Here is a 25577-nt window from a genome sequence, read left to right as displayed (position 1 = left end):
GGCTGTTCTAGGAACTGACTGACTGAGTAAAATATGAAGAAATAAACTTTATAAAAACAAAGCTATTTTAGACGTTTCCTGCCATTTTTTTAGCGTGTTCGAAGGCGGCTAATGTTCGGATCCTCGCGGCTCCATGGTCGACGATGGGAAGCGGATAATCGAGCGGTTGACCCTGTTTCGTTGCCCATTCGTGGGGAGTATGAATATAGCGCTCCGGTACCGCTGTTAATTCTGGCAGCCAATGGCGGACAAATGCCCCGGTAGGATCATATTTTTTCCCTTGCAGGGTAGGATTAAAAATACGGAAATAGGGCGCGGCATCAGCTTGAGGGTTGTCATGCCAAATGATTTTATCGGTCCATGCCATAAAAGGCTGATGTTGGCAAAGAGAAGGATAAGCGACGATAAGATGGCGGTAGAATTCCCGCCAAATCAGTTCATTCAGCCAACTAAACGCCTCAGGATCCGTGTTTTCAAATAAATTGGGACACTCCGCCTGCAGGCGACTGAGACATTGCCGAGGGGATAACACCCCTATCTTGAGATGCATTTCACTCGCTAATACAAAAATCATTCCCACCGGCTGTATTTTAGGCCAAAAAGACATCCAAGTTAAATTGGATCCGGTCAAAACTTCAGATTTCAATGTTAGTCATAGCGTCAATCCGAAAAAATTTAATACCGCTCTGCGGTGTAACGGTAAACCGAATGTTACCTTAACACTGAATGCAAATAACCCTATAAATATAAACGAGGGGATTTTAAATTTAGAAAACGCAGGTAAAGAGGGGGTTGCTAAACAGGGCGTTTTCATGAACATTTTTTGTCCAGTTAATAGCCTGCTGATAAAGTAAGACAAAAAGAGGCGTTGAGGAGTGAATGGATAAACAGCTTAGATAAGTTGGTTTTAGTCGTCTGAGCAAGTAATATAGCCCATGTTTCGGGCACCAAAAATCCCAGCTGCGCCGATTATTGAACGAAAAACAACACTATTTAACCAAAAAGTAATTCGACAAGCGCCTCTCTGTCCCAACTAATCCTCTTCAGCCTGGTTCTGACGCTTTCCTTTTTCCCTTTTTGGGGCTTAGAATTCACCAGGTTCAGAAGAAAGCGCCTCATCCTGGCAAAATTCTCTGCCGAATTCTCTTCATATTTTTTGTCGTTATCGTCATTGAGATGGACATCTAGTAGCCAGTGGTAACTTTCAATCTCCCAATGTTTACGGACATAACCCGGCAGCCCTGGGTGGCTTGCATCATGATCGGTAATGTAATAACGCCAGTTGGCGTTTACCTTAGGGCTGTGCTGCTATGAAACGATGCTTTCAACGGCCACACAAGTTTTCAGTTTGGCGGGTCCCTTGGCGCAAATGCTATCTGGTAGGGCAAAGGTGAAATACCGTCGCCTGATACACCGGCCATGCCCGTCATCGAAACTGTCCGAGACAAGGTTGTTAATTTTATTTCCCTTTTCACTGGCATAGTTAAGCACGGCTTGATACAGCGAAGGCTGATTTCTTTTTAGACCGACAATATAATGGGCATCCTGTGCCAAAATGGCGTTAATAACGGTGTCATTGCATCCGATAGCATCGATTGACTTCCAACTCCAATAGCGCAAGCAGTACAGGAATAGCTGTGATTTCATTGGATTTGCTGTTGGTTTTTACTTCACTTAGCGTCAGACGATTTTCGACGCTAAAAGCACTCACCATCTGCATCGCAGTGACGATTTTGGCATGACAATGACTGCCCCGAAGGGTTTTTCCATCGATAGCGACGTGATCTTCAGGTTTCCTGACGGGGTGATGACTGTCTACGATGCCCCGCAACAATAACTGAAAGTCAGCAGGTTTTATTAGCGTAAAGAGACGGCGAATGGTGCTATAACTCGGGATACCCTGTGACATATCAACATAATTGTTTAGCCAAGCCTTGTGCGTCTCTGACCAGGTAATGATTTGCCCCCATGTTTCTGCGCCGGAGCAGACTGAGCAGATAGACATAAAGAGCAGGCTGGAAAGGGGATAGGTCACTTTATTTTCCGCCCGTGGGTCTGAAAACTGGTTCAAAAAATCAGTAACATCCGGCATTTTTTCCTCCTTGTGTTATATAAGGAGGTATTGTTTATTAAGTGAATTAATTACGCCATTTTAATGGACAAAAAATATTCATGAAAACGCCCTGGGTTGCTAAAGGAGTCGGTATCCAATTGCTCATTAACGATAAGCCGGCCTCCTTAAAACAACCGATACCACTGGGTGAATTTAATAAAAACATTGAAACAATAGAGATGGCAGCTCAATATATCAAGCTAGGCAATGGTTTCGTTAGCCCAGGCATCGCCAACGCACTGGCTACCTTCCAGTTGGAATATAAATAGGCTCTTTGTCCACATTGGAGAGCATAAAAAAAGTATGGGGCATGTAAAAACGACCCCTGTAATGTAACGAGCGCCTCTTTTCCTTTCCTATCGATTGCTAACAGCAAGGTATTAGCGACCTCTATACAGGTTTTAATAGGCAGTCACATTTCAAGACATGAAGGCTCGCCTTGCTTAGCGGGTAAAAAATCCAGGGCGTTCATATAAACGCCCTGGGGTTAAGATGTTTATCTTTATGATATTTTTTTCTGGCAGTCATGGGTTTTCGTACCACTGAGCGTAAAAAGTCAAAGAGGAAAAATATAAAATGAGTACATTGAAATTTTTAGGAAGTTTATCTTTAAGTTATTTATTGCCTGTGTTTTTTCTTGCCGGATGTGCTGTCAGAACGACAGGTAATGAACGTTTAATCCCAGATTGTAGCGGTGCGAATTGTGGATCAAAAGGATGTCAACGCAAAAACTGGCGACGACGGAGGATGAGGAAACACGGAAAAAAATGTTGATCATTATCCGTAACGGCTCAACCTTGAGTTGGCAACATGTCAACTTGCACGGTGAATACGATTTCATCCAGGAAATTGAATGGGAAGAATCATTGTTCGATATGGATAAAATATTGTCATTTAAGGTCGACTAATTTATCTCATTGCCAATTTTGGCTGGATATGCGGGAAAAAACTAAATTCAGTACTTTCTACCATTTTGAATTCGAAACCTGTCTTCACGGCAATCTCATCAAGAACAGATTGGGTTATTACCCGTTGTGCCTTGGTAAAAGTGGTTAAATTAGTATAAGATTTATTTTCTTTATAGGTTGCATGACCATGATAAGAGGGCGTTAAATATTTAAATTTCAGTACCAGTTCTTCGCGGATTTTTTTACTCCATTGATGTTCAACCTTTAATCCTTCAGCTAAATCTTTAATTTTTTTCATAACCCATTTATTCATTTTTATCCTTATTAAAAATCCATTATCGACCAAAAATAAAAATCTCTAAAATAGAGATAACTTTATTTTCCAGTAATATATAAATGTAATTTTTTTACAAAAAATTACATAAAATTCATTATATTATTAATGGGTTATTTTTAAAATACAAAGACATTTTAAGAAAATAAATATTTTTCAAAAAAATTAATATATAAAGTGAAAATTTATTTAGTTAAAAAATAAATCATAAAATTTCCAGATAGGACTTCACGCGCCCCTACAATGCTTATGCGCATTTAATTTGATGCCGAAGCGATTGTATTCTGCATAAAGTTGGTGTAAGTTAAATAAATTGTGGGTGTTACGTCGATTTACTTTCTCCGTCCTTTTTACTGTCTAAATATTTTGCACAAACTCCTGCTGCGTTGCCTCCGCAATACTCAGATTAAATTTCCTATTATGCGCCTTTCATTCGAAAGGGCGGCTTTCCCGTTCCTTAAAGGCGCACGGATTAACATGCATTTACCGTCATAAAAAAACAATGGAAAATGGAAAAAATAATGGAATATCAAAATGTCGTGCTACAACTAAAAAACATTGCTGTAGATCAGGATAAATACAACAAAAAAGGCGATTATTATACTTTTATACAAACCAGAAATAATTATCTTGCCCGGGCGGGTGCTTTATCACCATTAGAAGAAACAATGCTTTTATTTAAAATGCTCGACTGCTTAGATAAATGGATTGTGATTCATAATAAAAAGGGAGAAAAAAGATATACCCCTTTCTTATCCAATATTCTGTTAGCACGAAAAAATGCCCTAATGACCAGCGTGCCTAAAATTCTGCATTTTGTATGCCTGTGTGAAATAACAGACATTCAGCGCGATTATATTAATCTATGGATACAAGCCAACCCAGATTATGCCATCCGGATCTGTACCGATAAATACTCGCTTTTAGCAAAGGAGCTCGCGGTACGTCTACAAAAAAAAGCCAGTGAAGAAGCTTTACAGTATTCAATTAATGCTTTTCCAACGATCCTATTTCGCTGGCAGAGTGATGCTTTTAGCTACATCAGAAGAAAGGTAGCGGCAACAGCAAAGGATGGTATTGAGAACAGCTTCGACAATTGTGTCAAAGCCTATTGTCAAGAAAGAGGATTAGCAAGTGCTGAAGTGCTAAGTACAATATGTGAAGCAAATAGAACGGAGATATCATCAACGCTTAGAGAGTTGAAAAGAAAAAATCCCAAAACGGATATACAGTTCAACATTAGTGAACAAATTTTTATTCCTTGGCCTTCAAATTATTTAACAGAACTGGTTTTACGAAGCAATTTGATTACAGCCAGTGATTTGCTGGGTCTTGAAATGCTGCAAAAAGAAGGAGGCATTTATTTAGCCACTACCCTGCTACCTGCCATTGATAAAAATCTATTTCATATTCAACATCGGAGCTTGATTCAAACCAGCCTCCAGGATCCTCATGGAACACAGAGTATCGCGGTGATTATCAGTCTTATCCTCGATAAGTTGATGGAAGAGTATGATCCGCAAACCGGGGTGAGAAAACCCTCCGCTCGGGCAAACTTGCTGCAAGACTATCCGATTTATGATATCCATCCCAAAAAACGTGCAGAAATAAAAGAAGCAATAAAAAATGCCCAAAAGAAACAGCAGAAACTGTTTATAGGATTAGGCGAAATCAAGGTCGATCCTGTTTTTCAATGCTCTTATGCTGAGGGTAATATTAGCGCCGTAGCAGCACAGAAATTGAGTGACAATGAAGAAAATCCATTTCTTGCTCAATTGTTAGCTAACTTTAACAAAGCATACAATATCATTGAGAAATACAATCATTATGGCTTTAACCTAAGCATGCCTGCTTTATGGCAACCCATTATTCCTGATATTGAGGCAGAGATAAAAAGCGCAAATCTTTGTCTCAGTGCTAAGGCTGTTTTGAATTATCGCTGGGACATTCTCAATCAATATGAACAAAGTAGTGCTGAACTTTTAGGAACCTCTGCCTACGATTTTGTTTATTCTCAGCTATTAGAGAAGATACTGGGAACGACACCCGAGGCTCAGGGCGAAAAAGTTTTTATAACCCATCCCTCTACTTTTCAAAAAAGGTATACGCCTTCCTTTAGCGCTGTGACTATGTTAACCGAAGAGGTTTTATTATCGCACTTGATGGGGCGAATGCACTATCTTCAGCCCTTTGCCAACAGCCCTCAGTACGGCGGTCAATATATTATCCAACTCTATAGTGATCAGCTAAGCGTACAAGCAGCTCAGTTTTTATACAATCAAAACAGAGATGTGAGTGATTGGTATCAGTACGATACAGCAGAAAATAAGCTGGTTCTTCATCCTGCGGTAGCCACTACCGCCGCTAGAGTCAATAAGGGAAAATACATTATTTTGCTCGGTAATGGCTCACCGATGAGTGAGCGTTATATGAAAAAAATCATAAAATTATTGAAGGAGATTATCCTACCGATCGACATCTCTACCATAGAACAAGTCACCTTGCTGGGTTGCCAGCTACACAAAGGTGATGGTATTGCAGTAAAAGATAATCTGATCTTCTCAATAGAGAGCCTTTATGATGCTTTTGATAAGCATCAGCGTAAGATAAATGTCGGTCAAATCGTTGTACAAGACAAGCTATTTTTTATCGATATCATGGGTCGTAAATGGCAAGGGAAATTGTACGCAGAGGGAAACAATCATGTTGCAATACAAGCAGCAATAAATTGGAAAGAAGCAATAGAAAATGACCAAGAAGCTGTGGTTGCAAGATCGACAGATGGATTGACCTTATCCTATCAGACCCGATCTTTTGGCGAAGATATGCAGATAAATAATAAAATTATCACCATGAATAACGTTAATCCCACCCCTTTTAGCTTAGGCTCCGTAATGGAAATCCCCATTATCCATCCAGAAAAACACGTAGCATGGATGAAAGATCCGACAAAACTTGATGGATGGCTCGATTTCAAAACGGCGCAAGAGATGTTAAAAGAAATGGAGCAAGGCGTAGTGGTGACGGTAGCCGAAAGCATGGCATTAATTGCGGCGATGGGTAAGGTTGATCATGAGATCATCATCAATGATCCTGACCTTTACAAGATAGCCACAGTAATGCGTGCTTTGGAACAAAGTATTGCGGTTGAAACCTATGCTGACTGGTATGAAATCCTTGACTTTAGTTGTAGTAAAATAGCATTTAACCAGCTCATCAATACCCTTTTTCCAACCCCTTTGCTACTCACTCAAGCTTTTAATCGCTTGCAATGGCGAGTTCGTGGTAAACGTATTACCTTCTTCAATCTCAACCTAAATAAATATGGCAGCGCGACAAACCTGAAACGATGGATGAAAAGTAAAATTGCGATTAAAGCCATTTTTTTAGGCAGCACAGAATCGCTTTTGTTATTTGATAAAAAGAAAAATGACCAACATCATGCTAGCCAAGTAGAGCAGATCACCAGTAAAGTAGAAAGTATAGAAACTAATTTAACTAACCTCGATAATACCGGCCAACCTCCTTATTTTCCCTTCAAACGCTACTATTACTCATTGTGGGATCCTAAATTCAGTTTGCAACAACCTTTACAACAACAGCATCAGCCCATTTTATTAAAAAATTATTTTAATAATAATTATATAGATCGAGCACAGCAATTAGATTGGCAGGCAGAACTGCATCCCAGTTTAATTGTGGCTGATAATTATACGCGCAAACGCACTTGGAAACGTCTTAATCAAGAGGAGTTACATAAGAATGGATTAGCGCAAGAAGAATGGATGTTGCTGTTTTCAACACTAGAATACGATCCGTTAGATAAAAAATTTACCGTTAGCTATTTGAATACTAAAAACTACCGAAGGATCACTATCGCTACTCATAACCCCATTTTTGCTGAGATGAAAATCTATTTAGATAAAAATGCTGAACTTATTAAACAGAATTATCAATTAACAAAAAGAAAAAACCCGACGGCAAGAACCTTGGGTCGTATGGGTGGTGTCGGTAGCTTTGCTAATTTTGATGACTCGGTTATTTCTATTTATCATTTTTTTAAAAAAATTATCTCCTCTAGTGAAGATAAAGATAAAGATAAAGATAAAGATAAAGATAACCTCAATACGGCTTTGGAACTCTATATTTGGATATCCGTGGTAGCGGATTTCAACAATCTACTGAGTTTTCCCTCTACCTTAGCAGAAGGAGCGGCGAGATTGGCTCACTCTAGTGCTGAATCAAACCGTTTATTACAATATTTCCCTGGAACCATTGCTTCTTTTCTCAACTATAGTGATGAAATTTATCGCTCAAAGTTCATACAAGATCTCAGTGCCTCTACCACAACGGCGAGTTTTATCTTAAATTTTGTAAGTTTAGGCGTTAATACCAATTTAGCTATCGAAGCTAAAAACGATCGTCAACGTAGTCTCGCCATCACGAGAATTGCATTTGATAGCGTGAGCTTCCTTTTTAGTATTTGGAGTTGGCGGGCGATGCTCGCTACAGAGGGTTTTTCACCATTGCTAACGGTGATTGCTGCTGGTTATGGTTTAGCCTGGATAAGTGAAAAAATCAGCAATTTTTTAGATGAAAATATTGACAATATTACCCTGACGCAAAATATAGGTAACTTCTTTAATCAGCTGAAAAAAGGCTTTGAACGAGGTGGATTTAATCTGATTAATAATGAATTATTAGCGCCTGTAGAAGGAGTGGTCATTAAAGACATCCATCTGGAAGACATCAGTATGCCGAAGGTAATCTTCGATAATATAGGGGTACAGATACGTAAAAAAACCGACCAAGGACAAGATTTGGTCGAAGACAGCAATGATCCAGATGCTTATCTCAATCTGAGTAAACTAAGTGGAGTAGTAGAAAACCAGCCGGTTGCCATAGCGGATCTCTCAGGTATCAGTCGTTCGGCTTTAGAAACGCTAATTTTACCTTGGTCACCGCGAGTCAAAATTAATCCGTCGTACGAGGAAACAGATTTCATTGCATGGCGTAATGATCGTGAATTTGATGCTTTGCGTTACTTTGCAGCTAAAGATCCGCATTTTGTTTTTGAATATTACCAACATCCAACGCCGGTAAAAGAATTAATATCGCCCGTTTTAACTGGGATACGAGAATCTGTTGGTGTCGGCTGGATGGCTATCAACAAATTACAATCTAATTATGAAAAAACAGAAGTTAACGTCTATTTTGGTAACAATGATTACAAATTAATGGCGCCAGGGATCAAGGAAAATGAAAAAATAAGTGAGTCTGTTTGTAAAAATTATTTGCACTATCGGTTTTATGGTCCAGAAGTTGGCGGGGCGAGTATTTTTCTGGCATTAAACAGGGGGCAAGCTGATATCACCATTGAACGTAGCAATCCTGATGTTACTTGGATCATCAATGCGAATCATCATTATCTTCCTGATATGTATCTGAGGCCGACCCATACTGGCTGTATTCTCTCCGACAGGCAACCGGATAAACAAGGAGAAAAAAACACCATTACCATCAATATCAACCAACGTGATAACACTACGCTGACTTTTCAGTTGCCTTTGGGGGTAGTGACAACAGACTTAACCAAAGATACGCAGTTAATTATCAGAGAGTTTAATGCCAAGTCTTTTATGTCTAATCTAACACCCTATATAACCCATTATCTTGATCCTGAAGGTAAGACAAAGAGAATGTCGCCAACAATGAAAAAAGCGACATTACTCAAGCGCTATTTGCAATTTATGACTACGGATAAAACTGTATATCCACGCTATATTCCCATTCAAGAATTTTCTCTTACCGGTGATGAAGACAGCCATGATGTTTACTATTCCGTACACAATGAAGAATTTATCCATACAAAAAATCAGCCCGGAACGCTATTTGAAGATACCCATCGTAGCAATATTCAGGTCATTTTTCTTAATGAGAAATATGCTTGGTTTAAAGGCGATTTATTGATGCATCAGTTTCTTGATGACACTAAGCCCCTTTACCTCTATAGAAATCTTGTTTGGGTCTCAGACATTGAAACGAATACATTGAAACACATTTACTTTCCATTTTGTCATATACCTGATGTGCTTGATTCTTACCCCCAAGCTGAGCAAGAAAAGATAAAATACGCCTCCCAATCAACAATTCACCTTCTCACTCAGCCAAAAGATATCATCAGATACATTGATTTTGAACAAACCTATTGTTACAAACAGCAACAGGATCATGAAAAATACCTATCCATCAGGTACAAAATTGATACTCGCTATCCCGAAAAAGGATTGCTGTTTGCTGCAGCCGATAATTTACCGGAAGAAATACAAGATCAACTCATTGAAAGCCGTAATATCAGTGCACTGAATCAGTTTATGAAAATCAATACTTATACAGAGGTTAAGGATCTTTCTTACAGTGTGCTGGATCCGTGGAACCCGACAGGACAAAATATAAAGACAATAGATAATGTTATTACTGATACCATCTTCTCTGCTGGGTCTGGCATCATATGGCCATTGCAAGGGAGCGTGGAGGTGAAAGGGCATGTGCAGGCGCGTCTTCCTGATAATGTTCTCAATAATCCTAATGACATTATTAGTTATGCTGGCACCACAACGAAAATGCTTGATTCCAATGCTAGAGTGAAAGGTGTTATCGAAACCATTCATTACCATTTCTGGTGCATTCACGATAAAAATAAAAATGTTACCAAACTATACGCACAACAAGATAATCGTCTTGCAACAAAAATGCACTTGAGTGATTTTAATATTCATCAAGTATTAAACATAGATAATACGATTATTAGTACCGAAGATGGCCTGTTATACGGCCTTGAGGATGATAAAACTATTGTATTGTCGGGGATAGGACAACGTTGGTTATTGAAAAAAGGGAATTGGTGGATTTCTTTTAGACACTATATCGATACACTGACAAAGAGGATGACCGGCTTACTTTCACTGCCAGCAGAACAAACAAAACCTATTCATATCGCGCCTTATTTAACATTTTCCGGATTAGTCGAAAATAAAGAGAAAAAACCGCTATCAGTTTGGTATGACGTTGCCAGTCAGCAATTTTTTATTTGTAAAAATAATGAAAATCAGCGGATATTTTATCTAGGGATAGATAATGAAAATAAAAATGGGGCTTGGCTCCTTAAAATAGAAAATGATAATGAAAATGTAAAAGAAATTGCCTATGTTACTTCTATAAAAATCGATGAATTGAGCCTATATTTTCAAGGGATAATTTTAAAAAAAGAGGAAGACAGTCAGCAAATAACTCCCCTGCCTGAATGGGTCGGATCATCTTCACCCATTTCTTTTATACAGGTTAAGTTAGAAAGAGAAGGTATAAAAGGAACGACCACCGATGGACTGGTGCTAAATGTCAGTAGAAAAAATAAGGGATTTAACATTACATTATTAACCATCACCCCTCTCTTTAGCGATACGTTAAAAGTGAAAGAAAATGCTTCAATAACGCCAAACTCTGACGATTGGAAGGAAATACAAAAAAAGATTAAACAGTTGGTACAACATTATGCTCATACTGAAATTATCAAGCTGAAATTAAATCATGATCAGCAGGGTTGGTACTATGTAAACCATCATAATTTATTTTTACCCTTTAGCACGCATGACAGTACCGGTATAAAAATACATAATTTAGATCACTGTCTTGGTTATAATAGCCAACACCATTACACTTATTTTAATAGCCAGCAGGGTGAACAAAAGAATTTGATAAAAATGGGTCAAGACGGCAGAGTCATGAAGATTGTGTATAACAAAGGAACGCTTTATCAACGCACCTCCTCTCTTCTTATTTTAGATCCAGGATCTGTCTCAGTGCTTACTGATGATGATTATGTCAATGTAGATGTTCCGGCCTTATTGATCACCAGCCATTTTGATCAAACTGAAAATGGCTTCTTTACCTTTCAGGTCGAAAAATTTTTCTATCCCGTGATATACCTGATACATACTAATTTAGGAAAACTACAATGTATTATGCCGAGTACACCAGAAGAGTTGTTGATTACACAAAAGGGCTGGTCTATTTCCCTGATTATAGAAAAAAATTTATTAATGTTATTTGCTTCGGATAATCAAAAAAAGGCAAACCTTGAATTTATATTCAGAGGAATAACTGTGCCAGCAACAGGCTTATCAACATACTATATTCCGCTTGAGGGTCATGCGGCGGTAGGTTCTATTATTGATGTTAGCATCTCATTGTTAGCCTTAGAAACCTATTACTATGCTCTGTATCCACATGAAGACAAAAAAAGGATGGACGGTCACCTTAGCGCTCCCTTTCCTAAGTTTTCAGCTTGACATCCTCCCCGCCTCAAAATCTCTTAAAGGCGGGGATGTGAGACCGATGAGCTTAGACAAACTACGTGGGGTCGTGTGGAAGAACTGACAAAATGTGTTGAATTTAATCGATAATATGACGCTCCGAAAGGCTATCCAAACAGTCAGAAATAGAACGGAGGCTTATCACCAGTTACAGGGTCTCATCAGGAAAATTTATCGCGGAGTTTTTAAAGGACAAAAGAGAATAACTAATCAGGTCAGTGCGCATGTAGTAAGACTGGTTGCAAATTCTATCATTGCGTACAACGCCATTATTTTGAATACTCTTTATGAAAAAATGCAAGCAGAGGGAGTTAACCAGACAATTATTGATGAATTTGTCAGGATTTCTCCTATTGCCTGGGCGCACATTGCTTTCACTGGTAAGTACAATTTTAAAAAGAGCAAGAGTGGGGTTGATCTAGATACGATGATCAATGAGCTTGAAAAACATTTAAAACGACGCTTCTGGAAAGCCGTTTAACCCAGAACGAACACTTTTTTATGCTCTCCATTAAAGGCGTCGGTAAAATTTATCAGCAGACCTTTATCGATACCTATTCCAGAGTCGCTTTTGCTAAGGTCTATACAGAGAAAAATGCCTTGGTTGCAGCAGATGTGTTAAACGACTAGGTGCTGCCATTATATGATGAGCAAGCGGTTCCCTTATTGCGTATCCTGACCGACAGAGGCTCAGAATACTCAGGTATGGAAGCCCTGAAAAACCGCTAAAAGTAGTCTATTCTGTCATTAATAATTTTTTTAGGTTAATAGTGAAATGAAAACGAAATCGACGAGACGAGGCGACTTTTTAGCGCAGATGAATAGGATAGTTCCCTGGGAAAAAATTCTGTCTAAACTCAGTATCAATTATCCTAAGCCAACAGCCAAAGGGGGAAGACCGGCAAAACCTTTAGAGGTGATGCTGCGGATTTATTTTTTACAAAATGGGTTTAATTACGCTGATTTATCGATGGAAGAAGCGTTATATGACATCCCCTTACTACGTCAATTTACCGGTGTCTCCGTCGATGCGATTCCCTCCGATCCCACCATTCTGCATTTTCGACACTGGCTGGAAAAACATCATTTAAGCGAATCATTGTTTGAAGAGGTCAATGCGCATTTAGCTTCGTGTGGGCTGTTTATCAAACGGGGTAGTATTGTTGATGCTACGATCATTCATGCACCCAGTTCAACTAAAAACCGGCAAAATGGCCGCGATCCTGAAATGAAAGCCACCCGTAAAGGCAATCAGTGTTTTGGTATGAAAGCGCATATTGGTGTGGATGCACAGACGGGTCTGGTGCATTCCCTGGTAGGAACCTCGGCGAATGTAGCCGAGGTAACGCAAGTTCATCACCTTCTTCACGGCCAAGAAGAGGTTGTCCATGGTGATGCCGGTTATAAAGGCGTGATGCGACGCAGTGAACATCAACATCGTGCGGTCATCTGGCACATCCCCCGACGGAGGGTATTGGCCTTGCCCGGGCAGGAGCAGCAGGTATGGGAGAAACATCGGCATCGGCAAAGTCTTATTGCGAAAATCCGGGCTAAGGTTGAACATCCCTTTCGGGTGTTAAAATGTCAGTTCAACTTTAGAAAAGTGCGCTACAAGGGCTTGGCAAAAAATACCGCGCAGTTATTCAGCTTATTTGCTTTGACCAATCTCTTTCTCGCTAGAAAAATCCTGCTCTGTAACCCCTGATTTTCCATTGATACTGAAAAAAAGTGTATCCGCCGTCTCTATACCGTAAAAAAAGAGTGCATTGATTTTCTTTTTTATTACATGACTTTAAGAATTAACGCTATTAGCTCAAAATATAGCATTCATTATCGGTTTTTCAGGGCTTCCATATGCCAGCCCCCTTGCCCTTTTTCAGAATACCAGCCTTTATTACCTTTGGTGATTAACCAGCCGTCCGTTGTGATATCGCCTTTAGCTAAAAGGGTTTTGGCGGTGGTGATGGCACCGCCAGCATGGAGGTTACCATTAATGTGAGCCGCCCCGGTGGTATGCAACGTTTTGGTTTTTACTGTGTTGGCATTGAGCGCATTAACTTCGTCAACGTTATTCCTGCCCATATTGAGTGCGGTTCTCATGGTATTTAATTCGCCTTGACCCGGCACCGCGTGGCGATACAAATAATCGTTTTTTCCTGCACCTTGCGAAAAAAAACCAGCAATCACTACCTTGCCGTCACCGGGGTTATAGCCGCCGAAGGTGGAAAGATTTTCCGTCCAGCCGCCCATCACGCCTTTTGCGACGGCGCCTTCAATGTAACCGCCGCTGCCACCAATCCGGGTCGCTATTTTTCGAGCTGCACTGAGACTGAGCGGGACACCACCGGCCAGAAAAATCATATGATGAAATTTCAAGGCGCTAGGTTGATAAATTCGCGTGTGATAACGACTGGAAAAATTATTGGCGGCGGAAAACCCCTTAGGTAAATAATCCGCCTTAATAAGCATCGGCACATCGAGGATATAGGGGGAGGTCGCGGTAGCATGTTTTCCGATCATCAACGCGTTGTCAGTAATGTATTTGTTAGTGGCTTTTTCTACTCGCCGGGCATGGCTGGCCGCGGTGCTGTATTGCTGATCTTTATTAAACGCATACACCAGGGGTGCCACGATAAGCGCAAAGCAAAACAGCCCGACCCCCAAGCCGGTGGAAGCATCGGAGATGTGCCAGATGCCTTTTTTTAAATATTTCATTTTGATGCCCTTCTTTATAAAAATATGATAGTGTTATTGGTGTTACCAATGATATAAAAGGATCACTTTATGCAACTCAACGAACGGCAGACCACCACACTTCGACTTGAAAAAAATCTCAAAGAAAGAGTCAAATATTTGGCAGGTGATAAGCGGAGTTCTTCTCATGCGCTGATGCTAGAAGCGATTAATCAATATGTTGAAAGAGAAGAAAAACAAAGTGATTACCGTAAAAATGCGTTATCTGCTTGGCATGAATACCAAGAAACAGGCGAGCATATTACCGCAGAGGAAACACTTAACTGGCTTGATACCTGGGGTACATCAAACGAGAAAAGTGCACCAACATGCCACAAGTAATTCTTCAGAAACGGGCTCAAGAAGATCTAATTCGTTTACAAGCCTTCCTTAAAAGAAAAAATCCATTAGCGGCGAGAAAAGCGGCAAATGCCATTTCAAATAGCATTAAATTGTTAATAAATACGCCATCAATAGGACGCCCCGTTGAGTCATTGAATATTGAGTTCCGAGAACTCGTGATCAATTTTGGCAGCAGCGGGTATGTTTTATTGTATCGCGATGACCAAGAACTTGATCGTGTAGTCATTTTATCAATTAAGCATCAAAAAGAATCAGGCTACCAGTAAGGTAGCTATCCAGAAGGTTGTCTCAATCTCTGCTGATCAATACTGTTGAAATCATCGATAAGTGAACCAAAGTTGCCGTCTTTAATTTTTGCCTTAATGGTTGCCACAGATTGAATGTGATCCCCCTCCAAGCTAACGTTACATAAAATAGTCGCATTCCAATAATGCTACCTTATTAGCCCACCATGTTCCTTAATGGTTGCATATTGTGCTTTTTAAGTACTATTATATCGGTTACAGGTTAGTAAGAAACGGTGTAAACCATGATAGGAAGTTTCAAAGAAGGAGAGACCGGATCGCTAGCTCGCTTTTACTTCGATGCAGAACGCACCGGCAATTTTCCTACTGTGATTGAAAAAACACTTCGTCGTAAGCTCACTATGCTAGAGGGAGCCAGCACCGAACGAACACTTTTTAATCCACGTAGCAATCATTATGAACGTTTGTCTGGCAAGCTTGTAGGCTGGTCTAGTCTTCGAATTAATATCCAGTGGCGCCTTATTTTCCGCTGGAGAGAAGGAGTCGCTTACGATATTTATCTTGATCCGCACAAATACTAAGAGGGCACGTAATGGATACCAAAACGGCAGAACCTACCTCAGTTGGTGAGATGCTAGTTGAAGAATTTCTAAAACCGATGAATATTACACAACAGCAACTGGCAAACGCGATGGGTTTATCGCGTAAAGTGATAGGCCAGATTATTAATCATACGCGCCGTATTAGCGTCATTGAAGCAACTCAGCTTGCCGCTTTGTTTGAGGTCGATGAAGATTTTTGGATTAATATACAGGCATCTCATGATCGCTGGGAAGCGCGTAATCTTATTGCTACTCAGCACTATAAACCGATCAATTTAGTTATTGCTACGGGATAAACAGCGATTTTGCAATAATCGGATTGGTATGCTGATGCATTTCATTGCAGAGCATGGAATAGCGTTCGATGGCATCCATTACTAAAACGGTATATCCCCTTCGCCTTTCAAGTTACGGCGGCGTTAGCAGCGATCACGCATCCTCTGTCATGTATCGATTCGATTGATTGCCGCCTTGCCGTAACTCGAAATTCATTGTATACGCTCATTAATTCTTTTCATAACTCTCAGCCTGGAGTTATTTTAAAAAAATAATCTTCCACTTTTATAATTACTGTTATTTATTAAAATAACAGTAATTTATCAAATTAACGCTTAGGCATTATCAGTGTAAATACTACCAAGGAGATGATTTCGTCGATTTACAACTGACAATTTGTTGCGCTATACCAATACCCGTAAAATGATTAAAAATCAAAGAATGACAAACTTCATCATTAAAATCTAAAATTTTTCTGGCATAATAAAGAAACTGGACGCCGTATTCGGTCAGCCGTTTATTACGGCCATGACGAATAAATAATTCTTTACCAATCAATTGCTCTAAACGTTGCATTTGTTGACTTACCGCAGACTGAGTTCGACAAATTGTCTCGGCAGCGGCAGAAAAAGTTTTTCTATCCGCCACAGTGACAAAAGTTCTAAGCAGCTCAATATCGAGATTTATTATGGGACGATGACGATTTGAATTTATCATAATCTATTTTTTCACTTTTTAATTTTATTTAAAGGTTATCTTAGCCTTCAGCTAAAATATAATGACAGGGCGCGCATCGAAAAAAAGACACGTTATGTCATGTTATTGACTCTGTTTTTATAAAAAATGATTACTCTCTATTTTTACTTATATTTTATTTATAATCCCTGCCGAAAAATTTAATGATTAAAAATGAAAAATATTTTTCCGCTTGATAAAAAAATGATAGATACTCATAAATAAAACTAATAACATAAAATAAATGGAGCCATTATTTAATATCGCTCAATCGAATCGCGGTACATGACAGAGGATACGTGATCGCTGCTAACGCCGCCGTAACTTGAAAGGCGAAGGATATAATCGAGTAGCCATTGTGCCGCCTTAACTATCAAGGGTGAAAGTGACAGTGTTACTTTTTCCGACAACACAGGCAGCAGACGCCTGAGCCAGTGAGATTTTGCCCACCATCGCCGCCGCACTGTTAATGCGAGTGGAGGCAATATCGCCGTTGCCTAAGGTGGTGACGAGTTTCATGCAATCTTTTTCATTAATGCCGGCGGTCGAGACAACAAATCCTATGCCACGGCCGGTGACGGTGATGGCACCCCCCGCCGAATTAAAAAGTGTATCGCCTATTATTGAGATGCCTTTGGGCACAGCGCCTGAGCGAATTAACGCGGGCACTAAATTAGCGGTGCCATAACCGGTTGACATCCGCAATGATTTAGTCTCATTGAGCAAGGTGTTAATGGAGGTCAGCGCAGAGGTGGAATTGACTTTGATATATAATCCGACGCCTGCCGCTACCACTATCGCTAGACCCACCAAGGTCATGCCCCACCCCGTGCTGACATCAGTAATACTAAAAATACCTTTTTTTAATGATTTCATATTCTTTATCCTTTAAAAGTTGATGGCGATTTCAATTAAGCTGTACATAATGCCAACGATACCGACGGTGGCCGCCGCACCGCTAAACATACTGACGACTTTAATCACATTGCCTTGCCGTTCGACATTGAGTAAGGTTTTTTCTAACAGACGATCACCAAAGCGTTCTAATGACCCTTCCTGATTCGTGGTTTCGAATAAACTTTGCATTTTGATAATGGCGTCTTCACTCGGGAACTCATACCCCGCGGTATCTAACGCCGATCCCAGATTTTCTTCCCCGTCGGCTAAGCGCGCTAACGCCCCGTTAATTTTTTCGATTAACCAAGCAGATTGAGACATCTCGCGCATTTTAATCAGCGCATTTTTTAACGGAATATTCGATGACAGTAAGGCATCAATACTGGTAATAAAGGTGGCGCCTTGCCGTTGTTTGTAAAAGGAATAAGGGGGGAATTGATCGGCATAAAATCGTTTTTTCCCGACCCAACGCGGCATTGTATAGGCGATGATGGAACAAAAAATAATGAAGCCGATAATTAACAGCCAGCCATAAGAAACGATAAAAATATAAAAATAGTACACGCCTTTTTGCGCTAAGATCCATCTGACCAAAGGCACCGATTCCAGCAAAAACGGCACCAACATCACACAGGCCATCGCCAAGATAATAAAAGACAATGAAAAAAGATAAGCACTGGTTAACATCGCCCCCCGGATGGCTTTTTTCAATCGGTCGGTTGATGTGGCGATTTTCATCGCCTTTTTAAAGCCGTCCCAAGGCCGCCCCGCGATATTACAGGCATCAATTACGCTGAGCTCTTGTTCAGGAAACCAGTCTTTTAATGCTTCACCCAGCGAATGGCCTTCTTTAAGATGGGCAGCGCATTCGGTTAATATCTGGGCGATTTCATTGTTGGGTTTCTTGCCACGGCGGGTGTAATTGACAATCATCTTGTCAAAGGTTTTTTCCAGACTCTGACCATCCAATAAATAGTGGCGAAAATTGTCATAAATAGCTTCGCGATCATCTGAGTTCAAGGTGAGTTTACAAAGCCAACGCTGGAATTTATTCATGGCGGCCTTCCCGGTGTCGTTTTGCGGTTTCTCTGACCACATCAGTAAAAACAAGACAGTCTCTATCCAGATTACAGATATTTTTATGGCTGGAGACCGGATCAATGATGCCCTGATTAATTAAACGCAAGGTGTTTTCACATAAGGTGGAACCGCCGTTTTCGTACCAGTAGTTATAGGCGCTGGTTTTGCCGCAGGTGTGATACAGGTGCATAAATTGCGCATCGATCTCAATAACCTCAAAAATACCGGTACGTCCCTTGACGCCTTTGCCATTGCACTGCTCACAGCCTGAGGCATTTTTCAGGTAAACCTGTTCTGGCCGGCAAAACTGCTCAATTAATCCGTTGAAAATCGGCTGCACTTCCTTTTTATGTGCGGTGTATTTCTTTTTACACTGTGGACAGAGTTTCGGTGCCAGACTCTGTCCCACCAAACAGTGTCAACGCTACTTTAGATTGACCACTTTTTGCTACTTTAAAATGTCCAGTTTTTGCTAATTTTCCTGTTGGGTTTCTATTCCAGGCGCCTGGATAATATCAGTCGTTTTTATAGGCAACATGCCTGCTTTGCGTTTATTTTTGAGTCGATAGCTTTCTCCTTTAATATTCAATGTGGTTGAATGATGTAAAAGCCTGTCTAAAATCGCAGTTGCTAAAATGTGATCACCGAATACGTCCCCCCAATCAGTAAAACTTTTATTTGATGTGAGAATGATGCTCGCCTTTTCATAACGACGGCTCAATAACCTGAAAAATAGGCTAGCTTCTTCGCGATTCATCGGTAAATACCCGATTTCATCCAGTATTAATACCCTGGCATAGCACAGTTGCTGAAGTTGGCGTTCCAGACGGTTTTCTTGCTTTGCCTTCATTAAGGTACAGCAGAGTCTATCCAGAGGCATAAACAATACCCGATGCCCAGCTGTAGCTGCCTTGACAGCCAGCGCTATCGCCAAATGCGTTTTCCCTACCCCAGGTGGGCCTAACAAAATGACGTTTTCATGATGTTCGACAAACCTCAGCCCCGCCAGCTCGCGGATAATTTTCCTGTCTATACTTGGTTGGAAAGTAAAGTCAAATTGCTCCAAGGTTTTTATCCACGGCAAACGTGCTTGTTTTAACCGCGATTCCAAGCCTTTTTGGTGACGCCCGTTCCATTCCTGGGCTAATGCCTGCTGGAGAAATTCACGGTAGTTCAGTGCTTTCTTGGTGGCTTCTTCACATAAACTCTCCAACGCATCGCCCAGGTAATCCATTTTTAACCGTATCAACAAGTTTTCCATTTCCATCAGAGTAGCTCCTCATACACACTGAGCGAACGAGACGCTACTCGATTGACCTGTTGCCAAAGGGCTTGATGATGTTCTGGCACCTTTTGCCAGCCCTGCGTTACCTCCTGCAAGAGATGCGTCGCGAGCAGTTGCTCATCGCCGTAAATACGTAGCGTATTATCTAAACCGATACGAATATTAACCGCACGACCACACCAGAATGAAGGCACGCTATAGCGATTACCTCTGACATCGATATAGCTGTCCCATGCCACTTGTCGTAGGTCGAAGTAGCTGGTATCGAAATCAGTCGCAGGGAGTGGCATCAAGGCTATTTTTTCCTCAGCAAAACGATTTTCCGGTGTCTGCTTGAATTGACGAAGATGACGCTGGTCTGCCACTTTCGCCAGCCACATCGCTAGCAGTTGATTAACATGAGCGAAACTCTCAAACTGACGGTAGCGAGTGAAAAAATTGTGTTTAACATAGCCCACCATCCGTTCGGTTTTGCCTTTCGTTTGCGGTCGATAAGGCTTACAGGCGCGAGGGCTAAACCCATAGTGATTAGCCAGTTGCAGGAAGCCCGCATTGAACTCGATGTGGCCATTTTGTCCATGTTTGATAACAGCGGCTTTTTGGTTATCTACCAAGACATTTTTTACGCTGCCACCGAAGTAATTGAAGCTGCGAACCAGCGATTCATACGTGTGCTCAGCATCTTGCTTAGGGGCAGCAAAGACATGAAAGCGACGCGAAAAACCGAGCGTATTAACGGCAAAATTAACCGTACAGGCAGAGCCTGCCACCTCAACGATGATTTCTCCCCAATCGTGTTGAAGTTGATAACCGGGGAGGGTTTCAAAGCGTACCGTGTTTTTCGAGGCCCTGAGCGGACGTTTGGGATGTATATAACGTCGGAGCATCGCACTCCCACCCCGGTAGCCTTTTTCACGGATTTCCTCAAAAATAACCGCCGCATTCCAAACCTGTTCACTCAACCTTGAATCGATGTAGTCTTTAAAGGGCTCGAGTTTAGCAACCTGTTTTTTACCGCGTTTTGCTGTTGGCGGCGCAGGATAGCTAATGTGCCGTCTCACCGTTTTTTCTGAACACCCTATCTGATGGGCAATATCAACAATAAATGCCCCCTGTTGATGGCGTTGTTTTATCATGTAGTGGTCCTCTCTTCTTAGCATGCTTATTTCCCTCATGGCTTTGTCACCACAAAGGAAACTGCATTCTGGCTTGAGTGGACAAATTAAATTAGCAATTTACGGTCTTTTATCATTAGCGCTGACAACACAACCCGATGACCCCCTACCTTTTATCTTCGATGAGGTGGAAAAACAGGCCGCTGAACAAGAGAAAAAAAACAGAGAGATTGCACAACTACAGCCTGAGCAAGAAAATCAGGCGATAGCTATCGAGAAAGCAGCGAAGAGCATCCAAGAAGAAGTGACACAGAATACATTAAAATCAGATCTATCAAGTAAAGATAATGGTACGCAAGAGGTTGCCCAAACAACTCTGTCTTCTGACCGGTTGCAGAAGCTGGAACGGGATATAGTGAAAGAAAAAACATTCGGGGAATAGCGAGAAACTAGCATCTATGTAGGGAAAAACACTTATCAATTGAGGGTACTGAGTTTAACTGTCTGAAATGTAGCAACAATCGAAGCAGAATATTTTAAAATGAAATCATGATTTCATTCTAAAACTTATCGCATATAATTATTTCATTATTTCATTATTTCATTACTCTGTTTGATATCGATAACATTAACTCACAATGGGAATAAAAGAAGCTATTCTAAGAATAGATTATAATTTAAATAATCATTAAACCATTAAATCATTATTTCATGATTGAGGTAAGCAAGCGTGATAATAAGTTTTTTGAGCCAAAAAGGTGGGGTATCCAAAAGCGCATTAGCCAGAACAACTGCCGTCGGGTTCATTAATGGCGGCTGGCGTGTCCATGTAGCTGATTTAGATGAAAAGCAACAGACGACAATGAAATGGTGCAAAAGACGTGAAGATAATGGCCTTAATTCTGTCGATTGTGCAGTTTACCGCAGGGCAGCGTCTGCTTTAAAAGTAAGCCATCAGCATGATCTAGATCTCGTTATCATTGATGGACGTCCTGCCGCTGAGCATTCATATTTGGAGATATCCAAAGGATCGGATTTGGTGGTACTAACTACAGGAGCCACGGTAGATGACCTTGAACCATCCTTAGAGCTGGGTCGTGAGCTGGTCAAAGGGGGGCTGGATAAAAACCATTTGGTTTTCTCTATCAATAAAGCTCCATCTGAAGCAGAAGCAATAAAAGCTATCGCTACGATCACAGAATGGGGTTTTAAGTCGCTTAAAAGCATTATCTATTTCCAGAACGCTTATGGTCAAGCGCTTGATAAAGGCCGTGCTTTGACGGAAACGCCCTACTCATCCCTCAACGAAAAAGCACAAGAGATGGTTGATGAAATTGATGAATTAATTAATTCATCAAAGCATGATATAATTAATTCATGATATCATGCTTTGTTTTTTGAGCTGAAAGGAAAAAATTATGGTTATGCCGCCAAAAATAAAATCCAAGCTGACGCCACCGGCTGACAATGAACCTACGTTGAACATGACAGGTAAAAGTTCACAACCTGATGGAACAGTTAAGCCTATCCAAATAAAGATAACAATGGCAAAACACAAAGAGATCAAGACTTATGCAGCAGAGCAGGGGATAACAATCACAGAGCTGCTATTAGCGGGTTACGATATGTATCGTTCTAAAATGAATTAATGAAATCATGATTTCATTATTAACTGCAAAACGTCGGTTACACACCGGTAGAACGCGGAATATTGCTGTTTGAAGCAGCCCAGTATTCCCTGAATAATACAAAGGTAAATACCGTACCCACTCTGAAGCCAAAGAAATCACTCCCAGCCACAATGAACTGGAACAGAGCCATGAAAATCGGTGCATTAAAACAAACGATAGAAAAGTCCAACAAGATTTGGAGTCACATCCAATCCAATAGGTATAGCAGGATGAATACTCTATTAAAATATCACCTATTAATAGTTAATAATCTTCGTTATTATAGAGTAGCTTTTAAGCTAAAATTGTCCTTATGAACGAAATTATCCATTATTTAACACCAGAAGGTAAAGATCTGTACCAAGATTGGCTAAACAACCTGAATGATAGAATCGCTAAGGCTCGAATAACCACCAGGGTTAACAGAGTAGCAGCAGGTGCCTTCGGAGATTGTAAGCCTGTTGACAGCGGGGTATGGGAACTTCGTATAGACCAAGGAGCAGGATACAGAGTCTATTACGCTCTAACGGGCAAGAAAGTAGTTTTGTTGCTACTCGGGGGTGATAAGCGAACACAGCAGGCCGACATCAACAAAGCGGTTGAGTGTTGGAAAGACTTCCAACGGAGGAAATAATGAACAAATCACGTAGTCACGATGAAACGGTTATCGAAATGATACGTAACGACCCTGATTTTGCCGAATTTTATCTTCATGCTGCTTTTGAAGAGCTGGATGAGGAAAGCGGCGAAGCGGGTTTCCTGTTAGCACTTCGCCACATTGTTGAAGCACGTGGTGGAATGGGGATGATTGCCGAAAAAGCGGGTCTATCACGTGAAAGCCTTTACAGGGCTCTCTCACCGAAGGGCAATCCTACCTTGAAAACCATGAAACAGGTTGTTCATGCAACTGGTCTAAAATTTGCCGCTATCGCGTAAACGGGGCGATAAAACAATATATAACCTAATTGAATTCAATGAACCTAACAGATGCTTCACTAAGTTTCCGTAAAGAAATGACTCAAAACAACGATTGGCAGCACCCTGTCCCGATTGATGAGCAATCAACAGCAGCCGAATATCCTCTAGATGCCTTGCCAACTCTCATTCGAAATGCTGTTTCTGCCTATCACTGTTATGGTCAACAGCCTATTCCTCTTATTGCCAGTAGTGCATTAGCTAACATCTCGTTGGCTTGTCAAGCGCATGCTAGGCCTTGTTGGGGTTATTAGGCGTCAACCCAATCCCATCAAGTAAGCAATTGAGGCAGGTGGCTCATTGGATTGTTATTTTGATCAAATAAGCCACCTGACGATCATTTCGATGTTTTTTCTGGGGATTGGGCTTACCGCCCTTTCCCTTTGTGGTTTTTTATGTAGTGCTCGTGGTCGTTTCACATTCACTCGGCGTATGATCCGATATCTGTGTATCCCCTTCTATAACTATAGCTGTGGTGTCTATTACTGGCACAGTGCCAAAAACTCGCGCATTACCGCGTATTTTTGTACTACCCATTACTCGTGCATTGCCGTATACCTCGGCATTCTCATCTATCTCTATACTACTATATCCTAGCCCACCTGTACTTTCTACACACGCATTACCGTACACTCGTGCATTACCGAACAAGAATGCATATACTAGTCGTGCATTACCATACACTTTCGCATTGGATCCTACAAGCCCACCACTGACATGAGCGTCACCATACAGTTGCGCATTGGCAGTAATTCTTGCTTTCCGGATTATCGCATTGCCGTAGGCTTGTGAATTGCCTTCCATAAGTCCGTCTATTCGAGCATTTCCATAGACTGTCGCATTATTATGTATACGTGGCGCATTAAAATCATTTGTATGGTTCCCTGGATCCGCATTGTAGATTTGTGCATTGTTATAGACTTTCGCATTGTCGTATACATGAGCGTTGGTAAAAACAGTTGCATAATCAAATACTTGTGCCTTATCGTAGATTTTCGCGTAGCCATACACATTGGCCGAACCATAGATCTGCGCTTCACCGTAAACGCGGGCGTATTCACTCACCTGTGCTCGGTCATATACTTGTGCCTGGCCGTACACCTGCACATTTCTAAATATGCGTGCGTTGCCATATATGTGTGCTTGACCGTAGACTCTTACATCACCCCCCCCTCAATTCCGATACAGGCATCCCCATAAACCCGTGAATTATAGCCAACCCACGAGAGACCTGTTTGCGAGAGATTAGCTGCTTTCTCAATCAACCCACCCTCTGATCCTGGACACTGAGTACCGAAATACTTCAATGCCCTAATTCTGTAAAACGTCACACCATCAATTTCTTGTGGATCAATTAACTCATACTTATCACTCATATTCTCTCCTTAAATATAAAAAAGCGCGATTAACGCGCGGTGATTGGCTCGATATTTCCATATCGGGCATAAAATGATTAGTTGGATCTTGATAATCGCACTTATCAAAATCAACAATCAGATTTGTTAATTTAAATAATTAATCCCTGGTGAAAACGAAAATTTATTCAGAACAAAAAAGAAGGGTTAGTAAGATAATTATTACTGCAAATTAATCGGCTAATGCGAGAACGAATAAAATAGCGGTAATTATTTGATAGCAGCTAATAAGATTTAGTTTTTGAAAATAGAAACACTAAAAATCCTCAACGAAGCTTCAGTTGATTTTAGTTTTTATTAAATTAAGAGGTAACTACAAAAAATAAGAACTTTGGCAGTGGTAATACGGGGTGTATGTTTATTAATAATTTTTTATTTCAGCATTGAAACTGCTTAGGGATGCTAATAATTACTTAGTGAACTCAGTCATTATTATAAAACAAGATAGAGAGATGCTAG

At 40.7% G+C, this 25577-nt stretch carries 25 protein-coding genes and 4 pseudogenes; 16 read left to right on the top strand and 13 right to left on the bottom strand.

Features of this window, described 5'->3' with window-relative positions:
• Window positions 1–67 precede the first annotated feature (67 nt).
• Window positions 68–547, bottom strand: a pseudogene (locus AACL30_RS12555) (FAD-binding domain-containing protein); the annotation flags it as partial.
• A 1026-nt stretch (window positions 548–1573) separates the two neighbouring features.
• Window positions 1574–2092: an ISAs1 family transposase gene (locus tag AACL30_RS12550; protein WP_339056811.1), complete on the bottom strand. Its 519-nt coding sequence runs from the start codon at window positions 2090–2092 to the stop codon at window positions 1574–1576.
• A gap of 80 nt (window positions 2093–2172) precedes the next feature.
• Here AACL30_RS12550 and AACL30_RS12545 point away from each other — a divergent pair, with 80 nt between their 5' ends.
• The gene (locus AACL30_RS12545) at window positions 2173–2382 is read left to right on the top strand and encodes a fimbrial protein (protein WP_339056810.1); all 210 of its coding nucleotides are present in this window, start codon (window positions 2173–2175) and stop codon (window positions 2380–2382) included.
• A gap of 447 nt (window positions 2383–2829) precedes the next feature.
• Window positions 2830–3021 carry a hypothetical protein gene (locus AACL30_RS12540; RefSeq protein ID WP_339056809.1) on the top strand — a complete coding sequence of 64 codons (192 nt, stop codon included), beginning with the start codon at window positions 2830–2832 and terminating at the stop codon, window positions 3019–3021.
• Between the two features lies 1 nt (window position 3022).
• Here the strand turns inward: AACL30_RS12540 and AACL30_RS12535 are convergent, their stop codons facing one another.
• Complete coding sequence (locus AACL30_RS12535) at window positions 3023–3334, bottom strand: hypothetical protein (RefSeq protein ID WP_339056808.1); 312 nt, start codon at window positions 3332–3334, stop codon at window positions 3023–3025.
• 542 nt (window positions 3335–3876) lie between these two features.
• On the opposite strand from AACL30_RS12535, the gene AACL30_RS12530 reads away from it, so the two are divergent.
• The 4 genes and pseudogenes from AACL30_RS12530 (at window position 3877) to AACL30_RS12515 (ending at window position 13432) form a co-directional block, all read left to right on the top strand.
• The gene (locus AACL30_RS12530) at window positions 3877–11703 is read left to right on the top strand and encodes a TcdA/TcdB catalytic glycosyltransferase domain-containing protein (protein ID WP_339056807.1); all 7827 of its coding nucleotides are present in this window, start codon (window positions 3877–3879) and stop codon (window positions 11701–11703) included.
• Between the two features lie 97 nt (window positions 11704–11800).
• Window positions 11801–12208, top strand: a complete 408-nt coding sequence (locus AACL30_RS12525; RefSeq protein WP_339056806.1) for a Tn3 family transposase — start codon at window positions 11801–11803, stop codon at window positions 12206–12208.
• 29 nt (window positions 12209–12237) lie between these two features.
• Window positions 12238–12432: pseudogene (locus AACL30_RS12520) on the top strand (IS481 family transposase); the annotation flags it as partial.
• Window positions 12433–12502: 70 nt separating this feature from the next.
• Entirely contained in the window at window positions 12503–13432 is a 930-nt protein-coding gene (locus AACL30_RS12515; protein WP_339056805.1) for an IS5 family transposase, read from the top strand.
• A 125-nt stretch (window positions 13433–13557) separates the two neighbouring features.
• Here AACL30_RS12515 and pilV read toward each other — a convergent pair whose 3' ends face one another.
• On the bottom strand, window positions 13558–14442 hold the full coding sequence (gene pilV, locus AACL30_RS12510; RefSeq protein WP_339056804.1) for a shufflon system plasmid conjugative transfer pilus tip adhesin PilV: 885 nt from the start codon (window positions 14440–14442) through the stop codon (window positions 13558–13560).
• 69 nt (window positions 14443–14511) lie between these two features.
• On the opposite strand from pilV, the gene AACL30_RS12505 reads away from it, so the two are divergent.
• The 4 genes from AACL30_RS12505 to AACL30_RS12490 all read left to right on the top strand — a co-directional run bounded on the left by AACL30_RS12505 (window position 14512) and on the right by AACL30_RS12490 (window position 15966).
• A complete protein-coding gene (locus tag AACL30_RS12505) occupies window positions 14512–14802 on the top strand; it encodes a CopG family ribbon-helix-helix protein (protein WP_339056803.1) in 291 nt (96 codons plus the stop codon).
• Window positions 14790–15089 (top strand): type II toxin-antitoxin system RelE/ParE family toxin, encoded by a 300-nt coding sequence (locus AACL30_RS12500; protein ID WP_339056802.1) that lies wholly within the window; start codon window positions 14790–14792, stop codon window positions 15087–15089. The genes AACL30_RS12505 and AACL30_RS12500 overlap by 13 nt, the downstream gene beginning before the upstream one ends.
• A gap of 263 nt (window positions 15090–15352) precedes the next feature.
• On the top strand, window positions 15353–15649 hold the full coding sequence (locus AACL30_RS12495) for a type II toxin-antitoxin system RelE/ParE family toxin (protein WP_339056801.1): 297 nt from the start codon (window positions 15353–15355) through the stop codon (window positions 15647–15649).
• An 11-nt stretch (window positions 15650–15660) separates the two neighbouring features.
• Window positions 15661–15966, top strand: a complete 306-nt coding sequence (locus AACL30_RS12490) for a HigA family addiction module antitoxin (RefSeq protein ID WP_339056800.1) — start codon at window positions 15661–15663, stop codon at window positions 15964–15966.
• Between the two features lie 391 nt (window positions 15967–16357).
• Here the strand turns inward: AACL30_RS12490 and AACL30_RS12485 are convergent.
• The 6 genes and pseudogenes from AACL30_RS12485 to istA form a co-directional block, all read right to left on the bottom strand.
• Window positions 16358–16663: pseudogene (locus AACL30_RS12485) on the bottom strand (LysR family transcriptional regulator); the annotation flags it as partial.
• 384 nt (window positions 16664–17047) lie between these two features.
• On the bottom strand, window positions 17048–17557 hold the full coding sequence (locus AACL30_RS12480) for a type 4 pilus major pilin (RefSeq protein ID WP_339056799.1): 510 nt from the start codon (window positions 17555–17557) through the stop codon (window positions 17048–17050).
• A gap of 12 nt (window positions 17558–17569) precedes the next feature.
• Window positions 17570–18634 carry a type II secretion system F family protein gene (locus tag AACL30_RS12475; RefSeq protein WP_339056798.1) on the bottom strand — a complete coding sequence of 355 codons (1065 nt, stop codon included), beginning with the start codon at window positions 18632–18634 and terminating at the stop codon, window positions 17570–17572.
• Entirely contained in the window at window positions 18627–18998 is a 372-nt protein-coding gene (locus tag AACL30_RS12470) for a hypothetical protein (RefSeq protein ID WP_339056797.1), read from the bottom strand. The genes AACL30_RS12475 and AACL30_RS12470 overlap by 8 nt, the downstream gene beginning before the upstream one ends.
• Before the next feature lie 132 nt (window positions 18999–19130).
• Window positions 19131–19928 (bottom strand): IS21-like element helper ATPase IstB, encoded by a 798-nt coding sequence (gene istB / locus AACL30_RS12465; RefSeq protein ID WP_339058365.1) that lies wholly within the window; start codon window positions 19926–19928, stop codon window positions 19131–19133.
• Window positions 19925–21103, bottom strand: a complete 1179-nt coding sequence (gene istA / locus AACL30_RS12460; RefSeq protein ID WP_339056344.1) for an IS21 family transposase — start codon at window positions 21101–21103, stop codon at window positions 19925–19927. The genes istB and istA overlap by 4 nt, the downstream gene beginning before the upstream one ends.
• Between istA and AACL30_RS12455 the strand changes: the two genes are divergently transcribed.
• The 6 genes from AACL30_RS12455 to AACL30_RS12430 all read left to right on the top strand — a co-directional run bounded on the left by AACL30_RS12455 (window position 21102) and on the right by AACL30_RS12430 (window position 23957).
• Window positions 21102–21500, top strand: a complete 399-nt coding sequence (locus AACL30_RS12455; RefSeq protein WP_339056781.1) for a hypothetical protein — start codon at window positions 21102–21104, stop codon at window positions 21498–21500. The two genes, istA and AACL30_RS12455, sit on opposite strands and share 2 nt — an antisense overlap.
• Before the next feature lie 288 nt (window positions 21501–21788).
• Window positions 21789–22439 (top strand): ParA family protein, encoded by a 651-nt coding sequence (locus AACL30_RS12450; RefSeq protein WP_339056780.1) that lies wholly within the window; start codon window positions 21789–21791, stop codon window positions 22437–22439.
• A 37-nt stretch (window positions 22440–22476) separates the two neighbouring features.
• On the top strand, window positions 22477–22707 hold the full coding sequence (locus tag AACL30_RS12445) for a hypothetical protein (RefSeq protein WP_339056779.1): 231 nt from the start codon (window positions 22477–22479) through the stop codon (window positions 22705–22707).
• Between the two features lie 334 nt (window positions 22708–23041).
• Entirely contained in the window at window positions 23042–23362 is a 321-nt protein-coding gene (locus tag AACL30_RS12440; RefSeq protein ID WP_339056778.1) for a type II toxin-antitoxin system RelE/ParE family toxin, read from the top strand.
• Window positions 23362–23664, top strand: a complete 303-nt coding sequence (locus tag AACL30_RS12435; protein ID WP_339056777.1) for an addiction module antidote protein — start codon at window positions 23362–23364, stop codon at window positions 23662–23664. The genes AACL30_RS12440 and AACL30_RS12435 overlap by 1 nt, the downstream gene beginning before the upstream one ends.
• Before the next feature lie 77 nt (window positions 23665–23741).
• Window positions 23742–23957, top strand: a complete 216-nt coding sequence (locus AACL30_RS12430) for a hypothetical protein (protein WP_339056776.1) — start codon at window positions 23742–23744, stop codon at window positions 23955–23957.
• 139 nt (window positions 23958–24096) lie between these two features.
• Here the strand turns inward: AACL30_RS12430 and AACL30_RS12425 are convergent, their stop codons facing one another.
• The 3 genes and pseudogenes from AACL30_RS12425 to AACL30_RS12420 form a co-directional block, all read right to left on the bottom strand.
• Window positions 24097–24507, bottom strand: coding sequence for a hypothetical protein (locus AACL30_RS12425; RefSeq protein WP_339056775.1), 411 nt, complete (start codon window positions 24505–24507; stop codon window positions 24097–24099).
• Between the two features lie 288 nt (window positions 24508–24795).
• Window positions 24796–24840: pseudogene (locus tag AACL30_RS16545) on the bottom strand (hypothetical protein); the annotation flags it as partial.
• Window positions 24841–24860: 20 nt separating this feature from the next.
• Window positions 24861–25079, bottom strand: coding sequence for a hypothetical protein (locus AACL30_RS12420; RefSeq protein ID WP_339056774.1), 219 nt, complete (start codon window positions 25077–25079; stop codon window positions 24861–24863).
• Window positions 25080–25577: the final 498 nt, after the last annotated feature.

The sequence above is a fragment of the Candidatus Regiella endosymbiont of Tuberolachnus salignus genome (assembly GCF_964020115.1).
Lineage (GTDB): Bacteria > Pseudomonadota > Gammaproteobacteria > Enterobacterales > Enterobacteriaceae > Regiella > Regiella insecticola.
The sequence above is the reverse complement of the archived record's forward strand: the minus strand, read 5'-3'. Positions and strand labels throughout refer to the sequence as shown.

What these genes read in the sequence shown, in the direction of transcription:
- AACL30_RS12455 (WP_339056781.1), top strand. Translation starts at nt 21,102, where the DNA reads ATGCTTATTTCCCTCATGGCTTTGTCACCACAAAGGAAACTGCATTCT.
- AACL30_RS12545 (WP_339056810.1), top strand. Translation starts at nt 2,173, where the DNA reads ATGAAAACGCCCTGGGTTGCTAAAGGAGTCGGTATCCAATTGCTCATT.
- AACL30_RS12475 (WP_339056798.1), bottom strand. Translation starts at nt 18,634, where the DNA reads ATGAATAAATTCCAGCGTTGGCTTTGTAAACTCACCTTGAACTCAGAT.
- AACL30_RS12425 (WP_339056775.1), bottom strand. Translation starts at nt 24,507, where the DNA reads ATGGAAGGCAATTCACAAGCCTACGGCAATGCGATAATCCGGAAAGCA.
- AACL30_RS12495 (WP_339056801.1), top strand. Translation starts at nt 15,353, where the DNA reads ATGATAGGAAGTTTCAAAGAAGGAGAGACCGGATCGCTAGCTCGCTTT.
- AACL30_RS12500 (WP_339056802.1), top strand. Translation starts at nt 14,790, where the DNA reads ATGCCACAAGTAATTCTTCAGAAACGGGCTCAAGAAGATCTAATTCGT.
- pilV (WP_339056804.1), bottom strand. Translation starts at nt 14,442, where the DNA reads ATGAAATATTTAAAAAAAGGCATCTGGCACATCTCCGATGCTTCCACC.
- istA (WP_339056344.1), bottom strand. Translation starts at nt 21,103, where the DNA reads ATGCTAAGAAGAGAGGACCACTACATGATAAAACAACGCCATCAACAG.
- AACL30_RS12490 (WP_339056800.1), top strand. Translation starts at nt 15,661, where the DNA reads ATGGATACCAAAACGGCAGAACCTACCTCAGTTGGTGAGATGCTAGTT.
- AACL30_RS12550 (WP_339056811.1), bottom strand. Translation starts at nt 2,092, where the DNA reads ATGCCGGATGTTACTGATTTTTTGAACCAGTTTTCAGACCCACGGGCG.
- AACL30_RS12505 (WP_339056803.1), top strand. Translation starts at nt 14,512, where the DNA reads ATGCAACTCAACGAACGGCAGACCACCACACTTCGACTTGAAAAAAAT.
- AACL30_RS12435 (WP_339056777.1), top strand. Translation starts at nt 23,362, where the DNA reads ATGAACAAATCACGTAGTCACGATGAAACGGTTATCGAAATGATACGT.
- AACL30_RS12480 (WP_339056799.1), bottom strand. Translation starts at nt 17,557, where the DNA reads ATGAAATCATTAAAAAAAGGTATTTTTAGTATTACTGATGTCAGCACG.
- AACL30_RS12430 (WP_339056776.1), top strand. Translation starts at nt 23,742, where the DNA reads ATGACTCAAAACAACGATTGGCAGCACCCTGTCCCGATTGATGAGCAA.
- AACL30_RS12445 (WP_339056779.1), top strand. Translation starts at nt 22,477, where the DNA reads ATGGTTATGCCGCCAAAAATAAAATCCAAGCTGACGCCACCGGCTGAC.
- AACL30_RS12420 (WP_339056774.1), bottom strand. Translation starts at nt 25,079, where the DNA reads ATGAGTGATAAGTATGAGTTAATTGATCCACAAGAAATTGATGGTGTG.
- AACL30_RS12440 (WP_339056778.1), top strand. Translation starts at nt 23,042, where the DNA reads ATGAACGAAATTATCCATTATTTAACACCAGAAGGTAAAGATCTGTAC.
- AACL30_RS12515 (WP_339056805.1), top strand. Translation starts at nt 12,503, where the DNA reads ATGAAAACGAAATCGACGAGACGAGGCGACTTTTTAGCGCAGATGAAT.
- AACL30_RS12535 (WP_339056808.1), bottom strand. Translation starts at nt 3,334, where the DNA reads ATGAATAAATGGGTTATGAAAAAAATTAAAGATTTAGCTGAAGGATTA.
- AACL30_RS12540 (WP_339056809.1), top strand. Translation starts at nt 2,830, where the DNA reads ATGTCAACGCAAAAACTGGCGACGACGGAGGATGAGGAAACACGGAAA.
- AACL30_RS12530 (WP_339056807.1), top strand. Translation starts at nt 3,877, where the DNA reads ATGGAATATCAAAATGTCGTGCTACAACTAAAAAACATTGCTGTAGAT.